The organism is Coprobacter fastidiosus (genome assembly GCF_030296935.1).
GTDB classification, from domain to species: Bacteria; Bacteroidota; Bacteroidia; order Bacteroidales; family Coprobacteraceae; genus Coprobacter; species Coprobacter fastidiosus.
The window spans coordinates 1,170,041-1,193,964 of the sequence record NZ_AP028032.1 but is presented as its reverse complement, the minus strand read 5'-3'; the positions used below and the strand labels follow the sequence as shown (position 1 = coordinate 1,193,964).

Below are 23,924 nucleotides of genomic sequence, written 5' to 3'. Positions count from 1 at the left end.
GCTATAATCTGGCAATTTGAGTTATATTCCCTGTCGTTTTGTCATTTAATTTGACAAGAACCTCTGTCCCTAAAGGAAGAAATACATCTACGCGGGAACCGAATTTTATGAACCCCATATGTTCGTTTATATGACATTTATCTCCGACTTCTGCATAGGTGACAATGCGGCGTGCCATAGCTCCGGCAATTTGACGCATAAGAATTTCTTCACCTTTATCTGTTTTGATAACTACTGTAGAACGTTCGTTTTCTGTACTTGATTTGGGAAGATATGCTGCCATAAAACGTCCGTTTTGGTGGCTTACATGAGTTACCGTTCCGTTTACCGGAAACCAGTTGGCATGTACGTTGAATATGCTCATGAAAATAGATACCTGAATTCTTTTATCATGGAAATATTCATTTTCCATAACCTCTTCTACGGCTACGATCGTACCATCGGCGGGGGCTACGATGCTGTTTTCTATATCTCCTTTATAATGTCTTTTGGGTGATCTGAAAAAATTGAGAACCAATAAAAAGAATATGATCGAAATTACAAGAAAAGGGATAGAAACATAATGTATGTTTATAAAATAGTGAATGAGGCTATTCAGTATCAGTAAGATAATACATAATATAATAAGTATGTTTTGTCCTTCCTGATGTATTTTCATTTTCATAATATCGCAACGTAAAAATTTATCATGCAAAAGTAATGACATTTTTATGGAATAGCAAAAGAACTCTTTTAAAATCTTATAGACAGGCTTTCAGAGACAGTCCGAATTTTTCGATGAATTATATATCTGGACTTTTTGAATATCTTTTCTGAATTTATGAAATATACCCCGTAAAATATTCTTGAATGTCTATCTTTGTAACTTGAAATAAAAAGAACGCTTAACATGAGACAAACTCGTAATAATAGAAAAAGCAATAGAAGATATAATCAGGAAAGTTCGGTAAAGACATATTCGGTGCAGGAAGGTCCTGTCAAATTGTTGGATTATCTGTTCTCGTTGTTTCCTGAAAAGAGTAAGACAACGGTAAAGTCTCTTTTGTCCCATCGTCAGGTTGCAATAAATAATATTCCTACGACACAGTTCGATGATCTTTTGCATTCCGGTGATGAATTGGCGATAAATTTTGAAAGAGGATTTAGGGTGTTTAAGCATAGTCGTCTGCGTATTGTGTACGAAGACGAGTTTTTGATTGTCATTGATAAAGGATACGGACTTCTTTCGATGTCAACAGACCGCATTAAAGAAAAAACAGCCTATCATATACTTAGCGATTACGTAAAAGCAGATGATCCTGCCGGCAGAATATTCATTATCCATCGGCTCGATCGGGATACTTCCGGGTTGATGATGTTTGCCAAAAGCCAACAGATTCAGGAAACTATGCAACGGTCTTGGAACGATATGGTGCTGGACCGACGTTATGTTGCAGTTGTGGAAGGTGCTTTCGATAAAGATAAGGGAGAGGTGTCTTCTTATCTTGCCGAAAATGCTGCTTATGAGGTTTATTCTACACAGAATAAGGATGAGGGACAATATGCGCTTACTCGCTATGAGGTGCTCAAAAGCAACGGAAAATTTTCTTTAGTAGAATTGCAATTGGCCACCGGACGGAAAAATCAGATTCGGGTACACATGAAGGATTTAGGACACAGCATTATCGGAGATAAAAAATATGGAGCTACATGCAACCCTTTAGGACGTTTGGCTCTTCATGCTTCTCGTTTGAGGTTCGTTCATCCCGTAACGAGGAGAGACATGTTTTTTGAAACGCCGATTCCTGCTAAATTCAGGTATATTGTAAAAGGTCGATGAAAAAGATGCGGGTAAGAGGCTCGTTTTGAGAATACTTTTCGCTCGCTACTTTTTAATAACACAAATAATCTTATTAACTTTGCATACTTTTTTTATTAAAGTGCGGTTTTGGGTCATTTGTTTTTATTATTTTATGACGTTGAGAAAATAAATTATATAAGCAGCAAGGTGAATTTTCTTTACCTGACCAGTAAAATTTGTAACCTTTGTCCTGCTGAACCTTTAAAATTATATACAAAATGAATATTTCGTATAATTGGCTGAAAGATTATTTGAATATCTCGCAGACTCCGGAAGAAGTTGCAGCTGCCCTTACCTCGATAGGTCTCGAAACGGGTGGAGTAGAAGAGGTACAAACGATAAAAGGCGGATTGGAAGGTCTGGTAATCGGTAAAGTGTTGACTTGTATAGATCATCCTAACTCTGACCATCTCCATATAACTACTGTCGATTTGGGTAACGGCGAACCTGTGCAGATTGTTTGCGGAGCTCCTAATGTTGCGGCAGGTCAGCATGTCGTTGTTGCAACTCTCGGTACTGTACTTTATTCAGGAGACGAAACATTCACGATTAAGAAATCAAAAATACGCGGAGAAGAATCTTTCGGGATGATTTGTGCCGAAGATGAGATAGGAATCGGTGATAGTCATGACGGGATTATCGTATTGCCCGATACGGTTGCTCCCGGTACATTGGCTAAAGATTATTATAATGTAAAAAGTGATTATGTATTGGAGGTAGATATAACTCCGAATCGTGTCGATGCCGCTTCACATTATGGTGTAGCTCGTGATTTGGCGGCTTATTTAAAACAAAACGGGTATGATGCCGTCTTAAGACGTCCTTCCGTAGAGGCATTTGCTGTCGATGATAAAGAGGGGAAAGCTATATCGGTATCGGTCGAAAATACCGAGGCTTGTCCTCGTTATTGCGGGATTACAATACGGGATGTAAAAGTGACAGAGAGTCCCGAATGGCTGCAGCAACGATTATTGGCGATAGGTTTGCGGCCTATCAATAATGTTGTAGATATTACCAACTTTCTATTGCATGAAACCGGACAACCTTTGCATTGTTTCGATTTGAATCATATCGAGGGAGGAAAGGTTATTGTAAAAACACTTCCGGAGGGGACTAAGTTTGTAACCCTGGATGGTGTCGAACGTTCTTTGTCGGATCGAGATCTGATGATTTGTAATGAAAAAGAAGGAATGTGTATTGCCGGGGTGTTCGGCGGCCTGAAATCGGGTGTAACCGAACAAACAACGGATGTATTCCTCGAATCGGCATATTTCAGTCCGATGTGGGTGCGTAAGACGGCACGTCGTCACGGGCTTAATACCGACTCTTCATTCCGTTTTGAAAGAGGTGCTGATCCTAATAATTTGATCTATGTACTTAAACGTGCGGCATTATTGGTGAAAGAGTTGGCCGGAGGAAAGATAACGGGAGAAATCGTAGATGTGTATCCGAACAAAATCGATAATTTCAGGGTAGAACTCAGCTATGACCGTTTGAACAGTCTTGTCGGTAAGGTAATTCCTCAGGATATGGTAAAAAGTATTCTTTCCAGTCTTGAAATTGAAATCTTAGATGAAAAAGATGGAGTTCTGACATTGAGTGTACCTACTTATCGAGTAGATGTTCAAAGAGATGTCGATGTTATAGAGGATATTCTCCGTATTTATGGATATAATAATGTCGAATTTACAGATTCTGTACATTCTAATCTTTCATACAAAACAATGACGGATGAGAATCATCGGCTGTATAATTTGATTGCAGAACAGTTGACCGGATGCGGATTCAACGAGATCATGAATAATTCTTTGACAAAAAGTGCCTATTATACCTCTTTGACGACTTATCCTGAAAAGAACTGTGTTCCGCTTCTTAATCCGCTGAGTAATGATCTCAATGTTATGAGACAAACTTTACTTTTCGGAGGGTTGGAGAGTTTAGCTTATAATATCAACCGTCGCCGGCCGGATTTGAAATTCTACGAATTCGGGAATTGTTATAATTATGATGCAGATGCCGATACGTCTAAAAATGTACTGGCATCTTATTCGGAAGCACAGCATCTCGGTTTGTGGATTACAGGTAATCGTGTATCGGGAAGTTGGGCACATCCGGATGAAAAATCTTCGGTATTCGAGCTGAAAGGGTATGTCGAGAATATCTTTGCTCGTTTGGGTGTGGATATGAAGAAATTACAATTTTCTCAGATTTCAGACGATATATTTGATGTTGCATTGGTTTATACAATGCGGAACGGTGGAAAAATTCTTGCGAAGTTCGGATTAGTCTCGAAAAAAATATTGAAATCGTTCGATATTGAAACTGGGGTATCTTATGCTGAAATGAATTGGACTCTTCTTGTAAAAGAAGCCGTAAAAAATAAAGTCACGTTTAGTGAAATTTCTAAATTTCCTCCTGTGAAACGAGATTTAGCATTATTGGTTGATACATCCGTACAGTTTGCCGAAATAGAGAAAGTCGCTTATGACACTGAACGTAGGCTGTTGAAAGATGTGTACCTCTTCGATGTTTATGAAGGAAAGAATCTGGAATCGGGGAAAAAGTCTTATGCTGTTTCTTTTATTTTGCAGGATGAAACCAAGACATTGAATGATAAGCAAATCGAATCGATAATGAACCGGATTATTGCTAATTTGCAACAGAAGCTTAATGCGAAACTCAGATAATTTATTATATAAGAAATACAAGAATAGAATACAATGGGAAGAGCGTTTGAATATCGTAAAGCCAGAAAGTTAAAGCGCTGGGGAAACATGGCGCGTACATTTACAAAATTAGGTAAAGAAATTTCGATTGCCGTGAAGGCCAGCGGCCCTGATCCCGATGCTAATCCGCGTTTGCGTGTTCTTATGCAGAATGCTAAGGCTGCCAATATGCCGAAAGAAAATGTGGAGCGTGCAATTAAAAAGGCGACATCAAAAGATGAGGGCGATTATAAAGAAATCGTTTATGAAGGATACGGACCTTTCGGTATCGCTATTGTAGTAGAGACTGCGACAGATAATCCTACCCGTACCGTTGCCAATGTACGCAGTTATTTTAATAAATTCGGCGGATCGTTAGGAACCAGCGGTAGTTTGTCTTTCCTTTTCGATCATAAGAGCGTGTTTAAGATTAAGGCTAAAGAAGGAGTGTCCCTTGAGGATCTTGAACTTGAACTTATCGACTATGGTGTAGATGAACTTGAAGCTGACGGGGAAGAGATTGTATTATACGGAGAGTTCGAATCTTTCAGTAACATTCAGAAATATCTTGAAGAAAATGGATTCGAGATAGAAAGTGCTGAGTTTGAACGTATTCCGAATGATACTAAAGAAGTGACGGAAGAGCAGCGTGCTTCAATTGAAAAACTTCTTGAAAAATTTGAGGATGATGAAGACGTTCAGAATGTTTTCCATGATCTGAAAGAAGCTGACGATGAGGAATAACACCCTTTAGGTTTAAGATATAAAAAGAGGTCTTTTAAGGCCTCTTTTTATGTTCTTGATAGGTGGCTCTTAGAATTCGAAGCCGAGTTTTATAGATATTCCGTTGATTGCCATATTATCTTTATAATTTTTGATGTTCTTCGGTCTGTCGTTGATTTTCGCTTTTTGCATATTATATCCTATTGTTAAATTCATACCGAATCGAGGAGAGCTGGAAAGAGTGACTCCGATATGAGGGTTTATATAACAGCCTTTGCCGTCATAAACCGAGTATCCAGCTTTCAGTCCTAAAAACGGAGATATATTCTTGTTGAGAAAATACGTTTTAATATCAGCAAAAACAGGAATAAAAAAAGTTTCCCAATTCATGTGGTATTCTATTCCGATACCAGCTCCGAAGAAAAAATATGGGTTAAACTGATATCCGTGAGTTGTTGATACGGCAATTGCCCCGTCTCCTCTATTTCCGATCCCTATTACTCCTCCGAAATCTATGAATCCTTTGTAACCAGTTTTGTCATAAGTCGGATTGTTGTTGTACTGTTTGAGACGAAATTTTTTTTGAAAGATTTCATCTTCGGGCGATATAATTTTTTCTATTTCATGTATAGAATAGACAAGTATGCTGCCGTTCGATGTTTTTACTTTTATAGATGTATTGGGTATTTCTTCGATGATGATTCCCTTTACTTTGTTTCCGTTTTTCAGATATACAATTTCTTGATTGTTTTGGGCGAATGCGAGTAATGTGTTGCACAAGACCATGCAGATAATGAATAATATATTTTTCATATTGTAAATTATATTTTTCGAGACAGACTCCCTTTATGAAGAAATGGGATATTCATATATCAGCAAAGATAATTAATTTTATTATTTCCCGTTTTTTGTACTGTAAAGACTTTACAGATTAAAAAATTTTATTGTCTTAATCGTTTATAATCTATAATTTTGTAGCGGTAAATATATTCGGATGTAATGAAAATAAATTATAAACCCAAAGGTACGTGTAGTACTGATATTGAGCTGGAAATACAAGATGGGAGAGTAGAAAAAGTCGTTTTCAAAGGAGGTTGTAATGGTAATTTACAGGGAATATCGTCTTTGGTGAAAGGAATGAGAGTCGAAGATGTCATTTCGCGTTTAGAGGGTATCCGTTGCGGAACACGTTCTACCTCTTGTCCCGATCAATTATGTAAGGCATTGAGGACCTTAACTTCTGTTTAGTCTTTTTGTTTAAGGTCGTTCTTTCTTGAGATAGCAGGAATGCGAAAAAAACTCTTGAAACACGTTTTTTATACACTCTTTTCAGGAGTGGAGTTTATATGATAATCTATTAATAACATACTGTTTTTATTGTAAAATTCAGGCAAGCTCTAAATTTATAGAACTAAGATTTTTGCTTGTTCTGTATTCTGTCTGTTAAGATGGCATCCATGTTATTTTTTGCCCATGTTATCAGATCATTGATATGGGGCAATAAGGAGATGGCTCTCTCTGTCAGCGAATATTCAACCCTTGGCGGCACTTCGGCATATACTTTTCTTTTGACAAATCCGTCCTCTTCAAGGGTTCTTAAAGTCACAGTCAGCATTTTCTGTGAAATGTCCGGGATATTTTTTTGCAAGGTATTAAAACGCATTAATGCAGATTGGTTTAATGTAAAAAGAACTAATATCGACCATTTGTCACTTATGCGAGCAAGTATATTCCGAATAGGGCAATCGGGATATAATTCATTTTGTATTTTTGTTCTTACCATACTATCTTTTCTATATTACACTACAAAAGTAACAAACATTCTTCAAACAAGCAAGAATAAAATAGTAATTGTTTAAATAGTGTTAAATGTATATTTTTCAAATTCTTTATAATCAACAATAGTTTCATATCGGTAACTATCTGAGTACAAAGTGCCTTCTTGTATAACTAAAAAAAGAATTTCATTTTTGCATCCGAAAAGAGATAAACGATCTTTTGGATAGTAATATTGATTATTAAATATTTATAGTTATGAAGCATGTAGTATTGATCGGAGCAAGCGGTTTTGTTGGAACTGCAATCCTTAATGAGTTATTGAACAGAGGAAACAAGGTTACAGCAATAGTTCGCAATCCTGAAAAGATTGCAATTAGTAACAGTAATTTATCAGTAGTTAAAGCAGATGTATCTGATGTGGAAACGATAGCTGCTACTTGTAAGGGAAAAGATGTTGTTATCAGCGCTTATAATCCCGGCTGGACAAACCCTGACATTTACAAAGAAACGTTGAAAAATTATCCATTAATCCTCAAAGCGGTGAAGCAATCAGGTATTAAACGACTGTTGTGTGTCGGTGGTGCTGGTACTTTATTCTGCGCTCCGGGGGTTAGAGTGGTGGATTCAGGTGCAATTCCTGCTGAGATTATGGGTGGTGTGAAATCTTTAGGTGAGTTTTACCTAAATACATTGTGCAACGAAAAAGAAATCGACTGGGTGTTTTTCTCCCCTGCCGGAACTCTTGAACCGGGACAACGTACAGGAAAGTTCCGTTTGGGAAAGGACGATCTTATTGTTGACGAAAATGGGAACAGTCATATTTCAGTAGAAGATTATGCGGTTGCAATGGTAGATGAGATGGAACAGGCAAATCACCATCGGGAACGTTTTACTATCGGTTATTAAATAAAATATAGAAATTATGAAAAAGATATTTTTATTATTACTGGTTTTTGTGGCGGTAGTGGCAGAAGCACAGATAAAAGGAAATTTTGAGGTCTTGGATTTAGGCAGTTTCAAACTTCATGTATATAATACGAATGATGCACTTGGAGATGCAAGCTACATTATAGAGGGCAAGACCGGGCTTGTTACTTTGGAACAGCCGCTGTTTAAAGATAATGTATCGGAATTTGACGCTTATGTGGTTTCATTAAATAAACCTGTACAGAAAATTATCACCGATTATCATGTAGGCGGAACGGGTAATCATGATGTCGTGATGATTGAGGGAATGCCGGATTTTGTCAAGGGGAGTGTTTACGGCGGAATGATGCAGAATTTTGCAAAAATATTTGGTGATGCCATAGTTCCCATGCCAACCGGAAAAACAGAGGAAATTCCTTTGGGAAGTACTCAATATTGGGATGGCGTGAAGTTCTCTTTTCAAAAAGGAGCTCCAACCGATTTTCCGGCGGCAAGTATTATAATCGGTGATAAGGTCTATTATACGCATTGGACACCTGCAAAATCCCATGCCAGCCATTTGCAAATATCTTCTTTAACTGCGATTGATGCGGAAATAACAGAAGCGGAGAGGGCTTTAAAATCCGGTTGTGAATATTTTATCGGCGGACACGGGGGTGCTGCGAAAAAAGATATGGTAGAATTTAAAATTGATTATTTGAAAACAATGAAGCGTATAATTGCAGCAAATAAAACGGCCGATTCATTTATCGCAGCCATGAAAAAGACTTATCCCGATTTGCCGGGAGAAGCCGGGTTAACAGAGTTGGCTAATATATTTTATAAATAAAGTCGGGTTTCCTTTTTAATGTAAGGTTACCGCATGCGGTAACCTTATTATTTATATTTAGAAAAATTGAGATAATAAAAAAAATTAGATGAATCGAATATAAAATGTTGAATGTAGATTGATCGTGTCTATTTTACTTTTTTAAATCTTTTTGCTTTTTCCAAAGTTGCCAAGAATTGATGCTGTTTTGCCACACGACATAAGATGCAGGTCCTATGGAAGCCAGAGGGTGCAGATAAATGAGAGCCATCCAAATGGCAAGAACCGTATTTTTCTGACCCAATCCTTGACCTCCGGCGATTAAGTTATTGTTTTTATATCCGACCCATTTCCCGATAATGAATTGAGCGATACAGGCGATTAGTGCGAAAAGAGCAATTAAAATTTCTTCCTTGATATTTCCCGATCCCTGATTGATTATGAAAGAAACTGTTTTTCCCATCACTATAGTGAGAGATATAGCCCACATATAGAATGATATGCTTTGACGGTTTTGTAAGGCATTATGCGCTTTAGGAAAAAACTTCCTCAGAAAAATTGCTGCAATAAATGGCAAGATGAGGAGAGGGATCATCTGTTTGCATATAACCAGAAATGATTCCCAAAACGGCATTGTCCCGTGTGCTTCCATGAAAGAGAAGATGATGGGAGATGTCAGGGCTACGGTCATATTACTGAGAAGACTGTATGTCGCCAAACAGGCTATATCGCCTCCTAACATACCCGTGATAACGGCTGCTGCTGTTGCCGTAGGAGCGAATATACAGATAAATGTTCCTTCTGCTATCATCGAGTCGAGAGGTAACAAAAAGTAATAGACCAGCAGGCTTCCGAATATTTGTATCAATAGTAACCAAAAATGAAGCGGGGATATATTCATGTTGCGTAAAGACAATTTGCAGTAGGTGATCAACAGCATAGAAAAGATAAGGTAAGGAGTCAAAAAAGATACTGATTCGACATATTTATAAAATATCGCCCCTACTATCATGGCGATAGGCAACATGTATGTTTTGAGTTTCTGCAACATAATCATCATATAAAAATAAACGAGAAACAATCAGAAAATTCCGTTATGTTTCTCTCTCTTTTATTGTATCTTATAATTTTTTGATGGTGCAAAAATACGATTTATTATTGGGATAGACTTTGGTTATAACAAATTATTTGTTGTTTGTCTGATTCTTATGCTTTTTCATTGGAGAATATCCGGGGGTAGATAAAAAATCACACACCCATTTAAAGAGTGTGTGATTTTTGGATTATCGAATAATCGATACGTTCTGTTTTACTATCGGTTTACTTCTTTTGCCAGATAAATAAGTGTCGGGAAATGGTCGCTATATCCGTTCAGATATACCCCTCCGGCATGTGTTCTTTTGGGATATCCTTTATATTTACCTTCTGTTTGTTTCAGAAAATCTCGGTTGAATATTTCTGCTTTGATAAATTTTAGTGTAGAGCGGTCTTTACCTAAAAAATTCTCTGAGATAATGATCTGGTCGAAAAGATTCCATGATCCCTGATAAGCTAATGATCCGATGCCTTTGTCAAAAAAGTTCCACATCGTGTTATAGTAACCTCCCGGCTTAACATCTTTCTGGTCTTTTTTAGCTCCTAAGACAACTTTGCAGCTGGTATTGTTAGGATCATCGTTTAAATCTCCCATAATAATGACTTTAGAGTTCGGATCAGCAGTCAGTACCGAGTCGGCAATATGTTTGGTCAATGCAGCGGCAGCTTCTCTTTTAGGTCTTGATTGTTTCTCTCCTCCTAATCTTGAAGGCCAGTGATTTACGATTATATGTACCCGTTCTCCTCCGAGTATGCCGTTTACCAATAATTGATCCCGAGTACGCAACGAGGTGTCTGCAGGATATACCAGCCTGAAACTATCGCTGTTTTCGAGAGTAAACTGGTCTTTATCGTATATAAGACCTACATCTACGCCACGTCTGTCGGGTGAGTCGTAATGAACGATTCCGTAATTTCTTTCTGCCAGTTTACCGGTTTTGATAAGGTCTTCCACTACACCCCGATTTTCAATTTCGGATATACCGATGATTGCAGGACCGTTTGGCAGAGGAAACGGTCCGTCGGTAGCCAGTTGGCTGATGGCATAGGACATATTTTTCAATTTGTTGTTGTATTTCAATGAAGTCCAACGCATTCCGCCATGAGGAGTGAATTCTTCGTCCAAAACGTCCGGCTGGTCGATTGTGTCGAACAGGTTTTCAAGGTTATAAAAAGCAACGGCATATACGGCGAATTGTTTCCTTTGTTCATTGTTTTGAGCACTTAATGATAGGAAGCATAAAAAGATTAATGCCAGAAGTAAGCTGCATTTTTTCATAAGTCAAAATATTTAGTTTCTAATCTGTAAAATTATTCCTTACAATTTATAACTGGTATTTGCATATTAAACATGCTTTACGGGAAAACGAATTTTGAAAACCGCGTAAGAACAGCATATCATAATACAAAGATTCGAAAAAAAAATGAAATAAACATCTCGTTTCTATGAAATTTCAGAAAATTGTAAGGATTTTATCTGCGTGTATCGTGTAATGTATTTATAGTGAGTGGTATATGGGGTTTTAATTGATAATTTGCAAGCGCTCTCATCTTTTGAAAAGAAAAGTAAATACTTACTTTTAACACATCTGTGTAGAAAATATAATGCGAATGTAATATGAATAATCAAAAAAAATATATTAATTTGCCCAACTATTTCGCTCCTAAAAATATAGGGAAGTATGATAGAGACACAACAACAACAAATTATAAACTAAACCTACGTATTTTATGAATCGAAATTTATGGCTGTTTATAATGCTTTTTTTCAGTGTTTCCGCTTTTGCTCAAAAGGCGTCGTTGAGAGGAGTACTTATAGACTTTGGAACCAAAGCACCGATTGCCGGTGTTAAGGTTTCTTTAAAAAACAAGAACATTTCGGTAACGTCTTCTAAAGACGGAGTATTTATTTTCAAAAATTTATCTTCCGGAGCCGACGAACTTTTAGTCGTTTCGGCAGACTACCAGCCTTACCAGCAGAGTATTCTGATTGGCAAGGATGAAAAAATCGATCTTGGTAATATCGCCTTAATTAGAGTAGAGAAAGCCAGTCAGCAAGAAGAGAATATACAGCTTTTTGATGAGTCGGTTTTGGATGACGATAATGAAACTTCGTCTCAATCATCTTCTTATTTATCCGGAGCTTCAGATGATATTTATCTGAATGCAGCCAGTTACAATTACAGTCCGATGCGTTTTTCTATAAGAGGTTATGATCAGTCGGCATCTACGACTTATATAAACGGTATCAATTTCAATGATCAGGAACGAGGACGTTTCAATTATTCGAGCCTTGGGGGACTGAACGATGCGTTTAGAAATAAGGATGTAATTAATGGTATTGAGAATGCTCCGTTTGCTTTCGGCAGTCTGGGAGGAACGACGAACATCAATACTCGGGCTACGGCATTTGCAGCCGGAACAAAAGCAAGCGTTGCCTATTCTAATCGTTCGTATAATATGCGGGCTACGGCTACACACTCTACCGGTTTGATGAATAACGGCTGGGCATTTACCGGATCTGCAGTATGGCGTTGGGCAAAAGAGGGTATTATAGAAGGAACATTCTATAATTCTTGGGGTTATTTTCTTTCGGCAGAAAAAATGATCAATGATCGTCATAGCATTTCATTGGCAACTTACGGAGCTCCTACAAAACGTTCGCAATCGGCTGCAGTGACTCAGGAGGTTTATGATTTCAGAGGTATTTATTATAATCCGTATTGGGGATACCAGAATGGAGAAAAAAGAAGTTCTCGCGTGGTGAACAGCTTCGATCCTACTGTCGTTGCCAATTGGGATTTTAAGATTACGGATAAGCAAAATTTGAAAACCGGTTTCGGATTCCATTATAGCAATTACAGTAATACGGCTCTCGGTTTTTATAATGCAGCCGATCCGCGTCCCGATTATTACCGCAATTTGCCGAGTTATCAAATCAATGATGTTCTCGGATCGTATGGACTTGAAGACCAACAGAATCACATGGATATAATAATGGGTAATGTAGATCAGGATTTAGTGGATGAACTGACCGGGCAATGGGTAAACAATAATACGGATGTAACGCAAATCAATTGGAACTCCTTATATCAGTCTAATTATTTGAATAATGTCGCTAACCCTGACGGAAGTGCCAAGTATGTGTTGGAAGAACGTCATAACGATTTGATGACTACGGCATTAAACTCTGTTTATTCAAATCAGATAAACCGTCGTCTTAAACTTACGGCAGGAGTCGAAGCCAATTATTCGAGGGGTATGCACTACAAGACAATGAACGATCTGTTAGGCGGTAATCAATGGATCGATATTGACCAGTTTGCCGAACGAGACTTTACCGGGAATATGACGATTATACAAAATGACCTTCGTCATCCGAACCGGAAAATTGTAGAAGGTGATCGTTTCGGGTATGACTATAATATGCACATTGTAAAAGCCGGGGTATTTGCCCAAAATGAGTGGAATTGGACGAAATTCGATCTTTCTTATGCAGCGAGATTTACTTATACGACTTTCTGGCGTGAGGGAAAGATGGAGAACGGTCGTGCTGCGGTTATCGGAGTTCAGTCTTACGGGAAAGGAAAATCCTTGAGTTTTTATGATCCGAGTTTCAAGGCGGGATTGGTATATAAGATCAACGGTCGCCAACGTTTGGTTTTGAACGGCTTGGTAGAGACTCGCGCTCCTTATGCCGGGTATGCTTATGTCGCCCCTCGTGTTAAGGACACGCAAATACAAAAAGTCGTGGTGAATCCGAAGAATCCGAAACAGTATCGTTTGGAAGATTTGCCTTCTGAAAAAATTTATTCTTATGACCTGACCTACCAATTTACGACTCCGATTGTTAAAGGGCGTATTACCGGATTCCATACGATTACCCGTGACGGAGTAGAAGGTACAGGGTACTACAACGATGAATTCCGTACATACATTAACCATACGTTATCGGGTGTAAATAAACGTTATATGGGTGTCGAAGCCGGAATCTCCGTAAAACTGAACAATAGCTTCTCTGTCGAACTGGCGGGAACTTACGGTGATTATCGTTATACCGATGACGCAATGGGAACGATGAGTGCGGAGAACGGTGCGAATCTGTTGACCGGAGAATTGCCTGTAAATGCTGAAGCCGCTAAAAAGTCGGATATTCGTGAACGGGTATATATCAAAGATTTGAAGGTAAATAACGGGCCTCAATTAGCAGCCAGTATAACTTTGGATTATTTCCATCCGAAAATGTGGTTTGCCGATATAACGCTTTCGTATTTCGATAATAATTATCTCGATTTCTCTCCTTCTCATTTTACCGAAATGAACTATTACGGCGGTACTTATCAAGATGAAGCCGGACAGGATATTCAATACAGCGGTTATCGTAAGAAAGGAACATATACGGCTGAAGAGAGAAAAAGCGGCAAGTATGCTCAAGACAAGGCTTTGGTAGAAATGTTCGGTACACAAGAAAAGTTGAAAGGCGGATTTATGTTAGATGCTTCGGTCGGAAAAGTTCTTTATCTGAATAATCGCAAGCAGTCGTTAAATATTAATTTGAGCTTTAGTAATATCTTGAATAATAAAGATATGGTTACCGGCGGTTACCAGCAGGGACGTATAGCACGTAATAATAAGAGTCAGACCAAAGATATTCAGTTGGTAGATCGTTATCCGAATAAATACTATTATGCATGGGGATTCAACTGTTTCTTAAATCTCGGGTACAAGTTCTAAATTTTAGCGAAGAATAGTTATGAAAAAGATTAAATATATAGTTTGTGCATTATTGGCGGCAGTATCATTTACTTCGTGTGTGAATGATTATGATGAGATCACGCAGGAAATGGCGGTTTTACCGGAAAACGATCCTCGAGTTTGGCCGGCAAATATGTCTATCGGCGAGTTGGTGGCAATGTATGACCGAATCGATAGCTTGTATGTGTTCGGTAAAGACGATACGTTACGTTATCATGCTCCGATAGATGAAGCGACAGGAAGTATAAAAAACGCTTATTATACGGTGAATCAGGGCGATGTGGAATATCCGATTATTGGAGCGGAATATGTTGACGGGCGTCTTAAATTGCCGATCGAATATAAAGGTAAGAAATTTACCATTTATCGGGAAGAAGGAGAGACTTATAAGAATCTCTTTACACTGAATCCGATCGAAGGTCCGCAAGATATTTATATAAAGGGGCGTATTATTTCTGCGGATACTGCTTCTAATATTTACAAATATTTTGTTTTGGAAGATTTGAATACTCGTCAATCGTTGAAAGTAGCGATAGATGCCGGAAGTTTGAGCGGTGTTTTCCCGTTAGGGCAAGTGGTTGCCGTGAAATGTAACGGTTTGATGATGGGACGTTATGCCGAAATGCCGCAATTGGGAGTTTACTCTTTCCGGAATGATGACAAGACCCGTTATGAACCGGGACGTATTCCTTATGCTATGGTATATGACCATTTTCAACGTATCGGATGGCCTGATAAGAGTAAAGTGACAGTACCGGAAGAAGCTGTATTGACAATGGCTGAAATTGCAGCGTTGGATTCTACTTGGTACGGACGGTTGATCAAAATTGAGAATGTCGAATTTACATGGAAGAATGATCGAGATGCTGATTTAAAGACCGAATTTGTTTCATTACGTCGCTCTATCGAGAAAACCGGGAATGTAAATGCCCATCAGTTGAGTCCGGTTTTTGCACCTTCTACCTATGATATGAGTAAGAAATACAATATCGGTTATCCGATGTCTCGAGAGGTATCGGACGATACGGGAACATTATATATTTCAACGAGTGAATATGCCCATTTTGCCGAAACGTTTATTCCGAAAAAAGGAAGTGTGGGAACTGTAACGGCTATTTTGGGATGGTTTCATGATAAAAATGATAATTACGGAGGAAAATATCAATTGACACTTCGTTCTTTGGATGATCTCGAAGGGTTTGAATATTATAATGGTCCTCGTGAATATGCCGAAGGCGAAAGACCTCAATAAAAATAAGACAATATAAAATATACCAATAATTATAATTTAAATTGAGTTTAACTATGAAAGCAATGAGAAAATTAGTATGGATGCTTCTTGCTGTTTCGATGGTGGGATTTACATCTTGTGACAGCGATGATGATGACTGGATCGATGATGGCGGACAAGGCAGTGGCGGTTCGGACGAAGGAGGCGTTGCTACTCCCTCGGGTAGCGGTACTTATGCGGATCCTTGGAATGTTGCCGCAGCAAAAGAAAATCAAGATACCGATTATAAGTTCGTAAAAGGGTTTATTGTAGGACAAGTTCCCAGTGGAGATTTGGAAGAAGCTCAATTCGAGGCTCCGTTTAGCGGAACCAGTGTATCTGGTGAACCTCTGACTGAAGGTCAGAATATTTTGATCGCAGCAACTGCAGATGAAAAAAATGTAAATAATTGTCTTGTTGTACAATTGAATCCCGGTGCTTTGCGTACAGGTTTGAATCTGATTACCGAAGGCAATGCGGCTAAAGTTTTGGGTAAAGAAGTAATTTTACAAGGAAACCTTGAGAAATATTTTGGTGTGGCCGGGATGAAAAGCTCTTCTTATGCGACATTGGTAGAGAGTGGAGAAGAATTCGGTGCTATAATAGATCCGGATGGGGATTTTAATGTTCCTGAAATATCTATTGCTGACATTCGAGCTATGCATCAAGGTTCTGATATTACCATCACTGAAGATAAAAAACTTGTGGGTGTGGTGATTTCAGATGTTGTAAACAATAATATTTCTTCTTTGAAACAGTTGTATGTTGCAGCCGAAGACAACTCATGCGGTATCGTTGTGTTCTGTAGTGAAAATGCTTCATTCAATCTCGGAGATAAGATTGAAGTCAGAGTAAAAGATTTGTCGCTGGAAAATTATAAGGGATTATTGGAGTTGAATGGTGTACCTTTGGTTAATATTCGGAAAGTCGGTACGGGAACGATAACTCCTCGTCAGACGACTGTTGCTGAAGTAATAGCCAACATTGATCAATGGCAGTCAACTTTGGTTACGGTACAGGGAGAATATATTCCTAAACTTGATACGGGTACGTTTGGGGCTGATAAAAAAGCAACAACGAATACGATTAAAGATGGAGAAACAACGATAAATTCTTATGTTTCTGGATATGCTAAATTTTATTCAGAAACAGTTCCTACCGGAGTAAAAACAATTACGGGTATTGCTGGTGTTAATAATAACACACCTCAATTAAATATTCGTAATGTTGATGATATAAAATAAATCGTGGATTTTAAGATAATAAAAGAGCTGGCCGTTTGGTCAGCTCTTTTTATTTCAGTATATTTGCTCGCTTTATTAATTAATTTCGGAGTCATAAACCTATGTTGAAAAAATTTCGGATATTTCTTTTATTCTTATCGATCTTCAGTCTTATCCGTGCTGAAATTCCGGAGGGATATTACCCGGCGACGTTAAATGGAAAGAAAGAACGGGAACTGAAAACTGCCTTTCATTTATTGCTCAAAGATCACACTCGTATCGGATATGGTGCTTCGGGGACGTGGAAAGTATTCAGGTATAGCGATGCCAAACCGGGAGGGATAGTTTGGGACATGTATTCCAATACGGTACGTTACTTTACATCGGGAAGTACGGGAGCGACGAAAAATATGAATATCGAACACTCCGTACCGAAGAGTTGGTGGGGGGATGCGGCAGATTATAACGGTACGACTCCGTTTACGCGTTTTAAGTATGAGGCGTCGTATGATTTACACCACTTGACTCCGGCCGATGCTGGTGCGAATGAACAGAAAAGTAATTATCCTTTGGGGGTGGTCTATACTGAATCTTGGTCTAACGGAGTTACGAAAGTCGGTACCGGATATATCGGTGGTAAAGCTGTATCTGTATTTGAACCGGCAGATGAATATAAGGGAGATTTTGCCCGAATGTATTTTTATTTTGTAACCTGTTATCAAGACTATACATGGGTGAGTCTCGGAACAAAAATGTTCCAGAGAAACGATTATCCTACATTAACCGACTATGCCCGGAACTTGTTGCTGGAGTGGAGCCGTCAAGATCCTGTCAGCCAGAAAGAGATAGATCGGAATGACGGTGTTTATAAGTTTCAGCATAACCGTAATCCGTTTATAGATTTTCCTGATCTTGCCGAATATATCTGGGGAACAAAGACGGACGAGGCTTTTTATTTGGGCGCGGGAATTACAAACTGGCAGACCGGAGATTATTTTATCTTTCCGAATTCGACTATCGGAGAGTCTGTCGAAAAGTCATTCAGAATTGAGGGAATACAAATAGCATCGGCAGTGTCGTTGATTCTTGACGGTGACGATAAAAATATGTTTTCTTTTGCCGTATCGTCACTTTCGGCTGATGAAGTGAATGCCGGGACGGATGTCGGCGCTACTTATATGCCTTCTTCAGCCGGATTGCATAAGGCAACGCTTACGTTGGCTGCCGATAATATCGCTTCGGTCGCTGTTGAATTACGGGGAGTATCTGTTCCTCAGACGATAAGGCGGATTGTTCCTGTGGGGTTGAAAAAGGAATATTCTTTGAACGATTCGGGAGTCGCCTTGAAATTGAGTGAAACGCTTCCCGGTTGTACATGGGAAGGCGATGGGGTGAGTGCGAATGTCTTTACTCCGGGAAAAGCCGGTAAGGGTACACATACACTGAAATGGAAGTCTTCATCCGGTTGCGGGTCGGTACAAGTTGTCGTTAAATGATAAAAAACTGGTAATGATGAAAATATGCAATATAAACTATATGGGGGTAGTGGCTTTATTTTTGTTTTCTATCCTTTTTGTTTCGTGTAAGGATGAAAATAAAAATGATGCGCCCAAAATACAGCTCGATGTTTCTGAGATTATTGTAGAAGAGGGAGAGGCTGTCGTGGTGACAGTTTCCGGAGTAGAGAGTTTTACAGCTTCTATAGCACCCGAAAATATTGCAAGTGCCGGAGTCTCGGGGAATGTAATTCGAGTCAAGGGGATACAGGCCGGTAAGGGTACTTTGACAGTAACTTCCGGAGAATATACTGTCTCATGTCCTGTGACCGTCTCCGGGGATTTTTATAAGGATACGGATGTCCGTATCGAAGGGTGGAAGAATGATATTGTATATCCTGAAAAAGAAGAGGGATATTCTTTCTCGAGAGAGAAAGGTTTTGATGCATTGGGGCTGGCAAAGAGTCGGTCGATTGTTTGGGACTATGCTCCGTTAGGGGATGATGCGACTTTTTTTCGGATAAGCGTTTCCGGTGATTTTGTAGAAGAAGGGGAAATATTGGAAGACGGTTTGGTGGTGATTCGTGAAGCCGGACAACCGGATCGTTCTCTGATTGCCGAGAGGACCGTTTTAAATAAAATTTCCGGTAAGAGATATTGGATAACATTCGAGTTCGGAGGTTCTCGACAAGATATTCGTTTAGTTGCCGACGGATTTTAATCGTTAACTGTTGATAAGACAAGCAGGGTGACTCGAAGAAAATTTATTCCTCGGTCACCCTGCTTGTTTCGGTGTAAGAGCCAATCTGTATTTCTCCGATAAAGATGAAACAGGCCCTGAAAATAGCGTTACTTATAATCTTTCAACATCTCTTGTAAACGTTGACGGGCAAAGAAGATGCGGCTTTTGACTGTGCCTAACGGCAACTCCATCTTTTCTGCAATTTCATGATATTTGAATCCCGCCACGTGCATAGAGAACGGAACTTTGTATTCGTCCGTAAAACTGTTTATTGCTTTGGTAATTTCTTTCACGGTAAAAGAGCCTTCGGGAGTATTGAATCCTGATTCTTGAGGGAGATTAAGATGATATAAATCTTCGGTTTGATCGACGATGGTCTGATTGCGGACTATGCGTCTGTAATTGTTTATAAAGATGTTCCGCATAATCGTAAATACCCAACCTTTGAAATTTATATTATCGATATACTTCTCCTCGTTATCGAGGGCTTTTAATGTTGTGTCTTGAAGCAGATCTTTTGCTTCTTCCCGGTTCGATGTCAGCATATAAGCAAAATTTAGCAGATTGTCTTGTAATCCCAACAATCTCTGTTGAAACGAATTTGAATTCATACATTCAAGAATTTAGATTAATTAATTGATATTGTCTTATATTGCTACTGCTCTTTTATCGAAGTTATTAAGATAAAGGGAGAGTTCAAAAAATATTTTCTTAAAAAAATCCCTTTTGTATAGTTAAATAACAAAAGTTGTGCTTTTTTGAAATGTGTTGAGTCTTTTTGAGGGCATTTTGACATTGATTGCTTTTTTGATGCCTCTTCTTCGAGATCTGCTTGACTTGTAGTTTTTCTCATTGTTGTAGATTTTGTTTTTTGGTTAATATAAATAATTTATGTTCAATGGTCGAATTTTGATTTCAAGACCCGAGTTTGTCGTTTTTATTCGCTTTTTTCTGAATAAAAATCGTAACTTCGGCAATGTGTTCCGAAAGAAAAGCGGATAACAGAAATAGTCTGTATCCATCTGTTGAAATCGGACACATCTTTTTATATAACGTATAAGTGATGAAAAAGTTCTGGATTATAACTATTATTTCACTATTTACTTACATTCAGGTAGGATATTCCGGTGAAAAACCGTTGTATTATAAGATTGATATTAAAAAAGAGATCGGGAGTACTACGTGGAGGTATATGCAACGCGGTTATAAAGAAGCTGTAGATCATGATGCGCAAGGAATAATATTGCATATGAATACATACGGAGGAACTGTCGTTCATGCAGATTCTATACGTACCCTTATTTTGAACAGTGCGATACCGGTATATGCTTTTATCGATAATAATGCGGCCTCCGCCGGTGCGCTGATCGCCATAGCTTGTGACAGTATTTACATGCGTCCCGGAGGAAATATCGGTGCTGCAACCGTTGTGAATGAGACAGGGGCGGCTATGCCGGATAAGTACCAGTCTTATATGCGGGCGACGATTCGTTCTACTGCCGAGGCTCACGGAAAAGACACGACAATTACCTTGTCTGGCGATACGGTTATCAAATGGTTAAGAGATCCTCTTATTGCGGAGGCGATGGTCGATACTCGAATCGTTGTCCCCGGATTGGATGATTCTACCAAAGTCCTTACGTTAACAGCTCAGGAAGCTCTAAAATGGGGATATAATGAAGCAATCGTGAATAATGTTCATGAAATAGTGACCGAACGGCTTGGTGTGCCGGAATATACGTTGCAGACATTCAAACCGTCTGTATATGATGATCTTGTCGGTTTTTTGCTCAATCCGGCGTTGCAGGCGATTTTGATAATGATAATTATCGGAGGAATTTATTTTGAGCTGCAAACTCCCGGCATCGGTTTTCCATCTGCTGCCGCCTTGATTGCTGCCGTACTTTATTTTGCACCTTTGTATCTGGACGGACTGGCTGCAAGTTGGGAGATTTTAATATTCATTGCCGGAATTATTTTGATGGTTCTGGAACTGATTGTGATTCCCGGATTCGGAGTGGCGGGTATATTGGGTATTATTTGCATGCTTGCCGGGCTTGTTCTTGCGTTGGTAAATAATGTCGATTTTGATTTTGAAGGGGTATCTTCCCGGGAAATGAATCGTGGTATTTTTACCGTAATATCCGGACTTGTCTGTGCTTTTATTCTGGTGATTTATCTGTCTCATAAAATTGGGCGTAAGGGGATTTTGCATCATCTTGCATTAGATTCATCCCAATCTGTGGAAAAAGGTTTTATTGCAGTATCTTCGGAGTATATGGATATGGTAGGTCAAGAGGGTGTGACAGTAACCATCTTGAGGCCTTCCGGAAAAGTTCGCATCGGAGAAGATGATTATGATGCCGTTTCTTTATATAATAAATTTATTGAACGAGGAACGCCCGTACGGGTAGTAAAGGTGGAGAATGCACAATTATATGTGGTAACTATCGATAATAAAGAAAAATAAAAATAAGACTTATGAAATTTATAGGGATTATTCCGGCACGATATGCTTCGACCCGATTTCCGGGAAAACCGCTTGCCGATATGAAAGGCAAATATATGATTCAACGAGTATATGAACAAGTAGAGACTGTGCTGGATCGGGTTTATGTCGCTACGGATGACCGGCGTATTTTTGATGCGGTTCACTCTTTCGGAGGAAAGGCCGTGATGACTTCCGAAAATCATAAAAGCGGTACGGATCGCTGTTTCGAGGCCTATTCCCGTATAGGAGAGGGAGAAGATGTCATTATCAATATACAAGGCGACGAGCCGTTTATACAGACTCGGCAAATAGAGGCGATTATGGAGTGTTTTGAATCTGAGGGAACACAAATCGCAACTTTGGTAAAGCCGTTTACGAAAGAAGACGGTTTTGATGCTTTGTTCAATAGCAATTCTCCCAAAGTCGTACTGAATAATCGGAATGAAGCTCTTTATTTCAGCCGTTCTATTATTCCGTATATTCGTAATTATAAATATGACACATGGCTCGATCATCATGTTTTTTATAAACATATAGGGATGTATGCTTACCGGGCAGATGTATTGTCTGAAATAACTGCGTTGCCTCAGTCTTCGTTGGAGATCGCCGAATCGTTGGAACAATTGAGATGGCTGCAGAACGGTTATCGTATCAAGGTGGGAATTACTACGCAAGAAACGATAGGGATCGATACGCCGGAGGATCTTGAAAGAGCTTTGAAATATTTATAGAGTTTCTTTGAGATTTTATCTGAAAAATAAAAATGATTTATTATAGGAGATTATAAATATGCTTGACCGGAAAACAGAGCCGGAAATACATGACTTCGATTTGTTAACGTTGCCTAAGGCAGATTGCCGTATTCTTCCGAATGGAGTGCCGTTATACGTGATCGATATGGGAGATCAGGAAGTGAACCGTATCGATATAATGTTTAATGCCGGACGATATGAACAGAATGTTCCGTTAGCTGCAGAAGCTGCTAATGCTATGTTGAGGGAAGGTTGTAGGGGACTGACATCTGTGGATATTGCAGAAAAACTCGATTTTTACGGAGCATGGTTGCAAAGTTCCGTATCTTATCACAATTCATATATGACACTCTATTCGCTGAACCGGAGTTTCGGTGAAGTGTTGCCTATACTTGAGTCTGTCATTTATGAACCTATGTTTCCGGAGAAAGAATTTAGGACATATATAGAACGGAGTAAACAAAGATTATTGGTTGAACAAGAAAAGGTGCAGACTTTAGTAAATCGGGAATTTTTCGGACAATTATTCGGGAAAGATCATCCTTATGGCCGTCCGGTAGAAGTTGAGGACTACGATCGTTTGACCATAGAAGATTTGAAGATATATCATAGAGACTTTTATTGTCCTGAACATTGCAAGATCGTTATTTCGGGGAAAGTTACGGAGTCTATGATTGATAGAGTTTCCGATTGTTTCGGGCAAAAGAGGGAATCTCCGGTGATAAAATCCGAGCAAAAGAATTATCCGATTGTCCGTTCAAAAGAACATTTCAGGTATTTTGAGAAACCCGGAGCTTTGCAGTCGGCTGTGAGAATCGGTATGCCGGTAATCAGCCGAACTCATCCCGATTATATGAAGCTCAGAATTCTGAATACTGTATTAGGTGGATATTTCGGAAGTCGTCTTATGTTGAATATTCGCGAAGATAAAGGTTTTACTTACGGAATATCATCTTCTGTAATCGGGCTGAAAGAAGATGCTTACCTTTCTGTGTCGACGCAGACCGGTACGGAATATGTACAGCCTCTGATAGAAGAGGTATTCAATGAAATAGAGAGGTTACGGGAAGAAAAAGTGCCTGAAGAAGAACTGAAAATGGTAAAAAGTTATCTGTCGGGAGAGTTAGCTCGTATTTTCGACGGTCCGTTTTCTATTTGTGATGCTTATATTTCTTTGATTGCGAATCAACTCGATTTTGAATATTATGACCGACAATTTATGATGGTTCAGTCTATAACGGCAGAGGAACTACAAGAGGTTGCTTGCAAATATTTTGTCAGAGATAAATTTTATACTTCGGTTGCCGGTCAGATGTAA

The 23,924-nt window shown here is 39.0% G+C and carries 21 protein-coding genes; 14 read left to right on the top strand and 7 right to left on the bottom strand.

Annotation, left to right across the window (positions count from 1 at the left end; translation table 11 throughout):
• Position 1 precedes the first annotated feature (1 nt).
• Positions 2–658, bottom strand: a complete 657-nt coding sequence (locus QUE35_RS04785) for a phosphatidylserine decarboxylase family protein (RefSeq protein WP_031258917.1) — start codon at positions 656–658, stop codon at positions 2–4.
• Positions 659–889: 231 nt separating this feature from the next.
• Here QUE35_RS04785 and QUE35_RS04780 point away from each other — a divergent pair, with 231 nt between their 5' ends.
• From QUE35_RS04780 to QUE35_RS04770, 3 genes are all read left to right on the top strand, one after another.
• Positions 890–1,819, top strand: a complete 930-nt coding sequence (locus QUE35_RS04780; RefSeq protein WP_022602811.1) for an RluA family pseudouridine synthase — start codon at positions 890–892, stop codon at positions 1,817–1,819.
• 239 nt (positions 1,820–2,058) lie between these two features.
• Entirely contained in the window at positions 2,059–4,527 is a 2,469-nt protein-coding gene (gene pheT, locus QUE35_RS04775; RefSeq protein WP_022602812.1) for a phenylalanine--tRNA ligase subunit beta, read from the top strand.
• Positions 4,528–4,560: 33 nt separating this feature from the next.
• Positions 4,561–5,289, top strand: a complete 729-nt coding sequence (locus QUE35_RS04770; protein ID WP_286262724.1) for a YebC/PmpR family DNA-binding transcriptional regulator — start codon at positions 4,561–4,563, stop codon at positions 5,287–5,289.
• A 69-nt stretch (positions 5,290–5,358) separates the two neighbouring features.
• Here the strand turns inward: QUE35_RS04770 and QUE35_RS04765 are convergent, their stop codons facing one another.
• Positions 5,359–6,081, bottom strand: a complete 723-nt coding sequence (locus tag QUE35_RS04765) for a hypothetical protein (protein WP_022602813.1) — start codon at positions 6,079–6,081, stop codon at positions 5,359–5,361.
• Between the two features lie 186 nt (positions 6,082–6,267).
• On the opposite strand from QUE35_RS04765, the gene QUE35_RS04760 reads away from it, so the two are divergent.
• The gene (locus tag QUE35_RS04760; RefSeq protein ID WP_022602814.1) at positions 6,268–6,516 is read left to right on the top strand and encodes a TIGR03905 family TSCPD domain-containing protein; all 249 of its coding nucleotides are present in this window, start codon (positions 6,268–6,270) and stop codon (positions 6,514–6,516) included.
• A 163-nt stretch (positions 6,517–6,679) separates the two neighbouring features.
• Here the strand turns inward: QUE35_RS04760 and QUE35_RS04755 are convergent, their stop codons facing one another.
• The gene (locus tag QUE35_RS04755; RefSeq protein ID WP_009316545.1) at positions 6,680–7,051 is read right to left on the bottom strand and encodes a winged helix-turn-helix transcriptional regulator; all 372 of its coding nucleotides are present in this window, start codon (positions 7,049–7,051) and stop codon (positions 6,680–6,682) included.
• 251 nt (positions 7,052–7,302) lie between these two features.
• On the opposite strand from QUE35_RS04755, the gene QUE35_RS04750 reads away from it, so the two are divergent.
• Complete coding sequence (locus QUE35_RS04750; RefSeq protein WP_022602815.1) at positions 7,303–7,953, top strand: NAD(P)-dependent oxidoreductase; 651 nt, start codon at positions 7,303–7,305, stop codon at positions 7,951–7,953.
• 16 nt (positions 7,954–7,969) lie between these two features.
• Positions 7,970–8,803 (top strand): hypothetical protein, encoded by an 834-nt coding sequence (locus QUE35_RS04745; protein WP_022602817.1) that lies wholly within the window; start codon positions 7,970–7,972, stop codon positions 8,801–8,803.
• 133 nt (positions 8,804–8,936) lie between these two features.
• Here the strand turns inward: QUE35_RS04745 and QUE35_RS04740 are convergent, their stop codons facing one another.
• Both QUE35_RS04740 and QUE35_RS04735 read right to left on the bottom strand, forming a co-directional pair.
• Positions 8,937–9,833 carry a bile acid:sodium symporter family protein gene (locus QUE35_RS04740; RefSeq protein WP_031258918.1) on the bottom strand — a complete coding sequence of 299 codons (897 nt, stop codon included), beginning with the start codon at positions 9,831–9,833 and terminating at the stop codon, positions 8,937–8,939.
• 261 nt (positions 9,834–10,094) lie between these two features.
• Complete coding sequence (locus QUE35_RS04735; RefSeq protein ID WP_009316605.1) at positions 10,095–11,156, bottom strand: endonuclease/exonuclease/phosphatase family protein; 1,062 nt, start codon at positions 11,154–11,156, stop codon at positions 10,095–10,097.
• A gap of 452 nt (positions 11,157–11,608) precedes the next feature.
• Here QUE35_RS04735 and QUE35_RS04730 point away from each other — a divergent pair, with 452 nt between their 5' ends.
• The 5 genes from QUE35_RS04730 (at position 11,609) to QUE35_RS04710 (ending at position 19,342) form a co-directional block, all read left to right on the top strand.
• Positions 11,609–14,611, top strand: a complete 3,003-nt coding sequence (locus QUE35_RS04730) for a carboxypeptidase-like regulatory domain-containing protein (protein ID WP_031258919.1) — start codon at positions 11,609–11,611, stop codon at positions 14,609–14,611.
• 19 nt (positions 14,612–14,630) lie between these two features.
• Entirely contained in the window at positions 14,631–15,884 is a 1,254-nt protein-coding gene (locus QUE35_RS04725; RefSeq protein WP_022390928.1) for a DUF5689 domain-containing protein, read from the top strand.
• Between the two features lie 53 nt (positions 15,885–15,937).
• Positions 15,938–17,146: a DUF5689 domain-containing protein gene (locus QUE35_RS04720; RefSeq protein WP_022390929.1), complete on the top strand. Its 1,209-nt coding sequence runs from the start codon at positions 15,938–15,940 to the stop codon at positions 17,144–17,146.
• Between the two features lie 101 nt (positions 17,147–17,247).
• The gene (locus tag QUE35_RS04715; RefSeq protein ID WP_022602823.1) at positions 17,248–18,621 is read left to right on the top strand and encodes an endonuclease I family protein; all 1,374 of its coding nucleotides are present in this window, start codon (positions 17,248–17,250) and stop codon (positions 18,619–18,621) included.
• A 13-nt stretch (positions 18,622–18,634) separates the two neighbouring features.
• On the top strand, positions 18,635–19,342 hold the full coding sequence (locus tag QUE35_RS04710; RefSeq protein WP_147404904.1) for a hypothetical protein: 708 nt from the start codon (positions 18,635–18,637) through the stop codon (positions 19,340–19,342).
• 128 nt (positions 19,343–19,470) lie between these two features.
• On the opposite strand, the gene QUE35_RS04705 is transcribed toward QUE35_RS04710, so the two are convergent.
• Positions 19,471–19,974 (bottom strand): RNA polymerase sigma factor, encoded by a 504-nt coding sequence (locus tag QUE35_RS04705; RefSeq protein ID WP_009316612.1) that lies wholly within the window; start codon positions 19,972–19,974, stop codon positions 19,471–19,473.
• 44 nt (positions 19,975–20,018) lie between these two features.
• The gene (locus tag QUE35_RS04700; RefSeq protein WP_022602827.1) at positions 20,019–20,216 is read right to left on the bottom strand and encodes a hypothetical protein; all 198 of its coding nucleotides are present in this window, start codon (positions 20,214–20,216) and stop codon (positions 20,019–20,021) included.
• Between the two features lie 210 nt (positions 20,217–20,426).
• Between QUE35_RS04700 and QUE35_RS04695 the strand changes: the two genes are divergently transcribed.
• Genes QUE35_RS04695 through QUE35_RS04685 form a run of 3 tightly spaced genes read left to right on the top strand, consistent with a single transcriptional unit; the run spans position 20,427 to position 23,924 of the window.
• A complete protein-coding gene (locus tag QUE35_RS04695) occupies positions 20,427–21,833 on the top strand; it encodes an NfeD family protein (protein ID WP_022602830.1) in 1,407 nt (468 codons plus the stop codon).
• A gap of 11 nt (positions 21,834–21,844) precedes the next feature.
• Entirely contained in the window at positions 21,845–22,585 is a 741-nt protein-coding gene (gene kdsB, locus QUE35_RS04690) for a 3-deoxy-manno-octulosonate cytidylyltransferase (protein ID WP_022602832.1), read from the top strand.
• A gap of 58 nt (positions 22,586–22,643) precedes the next feature.
• Positions 22,644–23,924, top strand: coding sequence for a M16 family metallopeptidase (locus QUE35_RS04685; protein ID WP_022602834.1), 1,281 nt, complete (start codon positions 22,644–22,646; stop codon positions 23,922–23,924).

Coding starts and splice junctions, on each gene's coding strand:
- QUE35_RS04785 (WP_031258917.1), bottom strand. CDS start 658: ATGAAAATACATCAGGAAGGACAAAACATACTTATTATATTATGTATT.
- QUE35_RS04780 (WP_022602811.1), top strand. CDS start 890: ATGAGACAAACTCGTAATAATAGAAAAAGCAATAGAAGATATAATCAG.
- pheT (WP_022602812.1), top strand. CDS start 2,059: ATGAATATTTCGTATAATTGGCTGAAAGATTATTTGAATATCTCGCAG.
- QUE35_RS04770 (WP_286262724.1), top strand. CDS start 4,561: ATGGGAAGAGCGTTTGAATATCGTAAAGCCAGAAAGTTAAAGCGCTGG.
- QUE35_RS04765 (WP_022602813.1), bottom strand. CDS start 6,081: ATGAAAAATATATTATTCATTATCTGCATGGTCTTGTGCAACACATTA.
- QUE35_RS04760 (WP_022602814.1), top strand. CDS start 6,268: ATGAAAATAAATTATAAACCCAAAGGTACGTGTAGTACTGATATTGAG.
- QUE35_RS04755 (WP_009316545.1), bottom strand. CDS start 7,051: ATGGTAAGAACAAAAATACAAAATGAATTATATCCCGATTGCCCTATT.
- QUE35_RS04750 (WP_022602815.1), top strand. CDS start 7,303: ATGAAGCATGTAGTATTGATCGGAGCAAGCGGTTTTGTTGGAACTGCA.
- QUE35_RS04745 (WP_022602817.1), top strand. CDS start 7,970: ATGAAAAAGATATTTTTATTATTACTGGTTTTTGTGGCGGTAGTGGCA.
- QUE35_RS04740 (WP_031258918.1), bottom strand. CDS start 9,833: ATGTTGCAGAAACTCAAAACATACATGTTGCCTATCGCCATGATAGTA.
- QUE35_RS04735 (WP_009316605.1), bottom strand. CDS start 11,156: ATGAAAAAATGCAGCTTACTTCTGGCATTAATCTTTTTATGCTTCCTA.
- QUE35_RS04730 (WP_031258919.1), top strand. CDS start 11,609: ATGAATCGAAATTTATGGCTGTTTATAATGCTTTTTTTCAGTGTTTCC.
- QUE35_RS04725 (WP_022390928.1), top strand. CDS start 14,631: ATGAAAAAGATTAAATATATAGTTTGTGCATTATTGGCGGCAGTATCA.
- QUE35_RS04720 (WP_022390929.1), top strand. CDS start 15,938: ATGAAAGCAATGAGAAAATTAGTATGGATGCTTCTTGCTGTTTCGATG.
- QUE35_RS04715 (WP_022602823.1), top strand. CDS start 17,248: ATGTTGAAAAAATTTCGGATATTTCTTTTATTCTTATCGATCTTCAGT.
- QUE35_RS04710 (WP_147404904.1), top strand. CDS start 18,635: ATGATGAAAATATGCAATATAAACTATATGGGGGTAGTGGCTTTATTT.
- QUE35_RS04705 (WP_009316612.1), bottom strand. CDS start 19,974: ATGAATTCAAATTCGTTTCAACAGAGATTGTTGGGATTACAAGACAAT.
- QUE35_RS04700 (WP_022602827.1), bottom strand. CDS start 20,216: ATGAGAAAAACTACAAGTCAAGCAGATCTCGAAGAAGAGGCATCAAAA.
- QUE35_RS04695 (WP_022602830.1), top strand. CDS start 20,427: ATGAAAAAGTTCTGGATTATAACTATTATTTCACTATTTACTTACATT.
- kdsB (WP_022602832.1), top strand. CDS start 21,845: ATGAAATTTATAGGGATTATTCCGGCACGATATGCTTCGACCCGATTT.
- QUE35_RS04685 (WP_022602834.1), top strand. CDS start 22,644: ATGCTTGACCGGAAAACAGAGCCGGAAATACATGACTTCGATTTGTTA.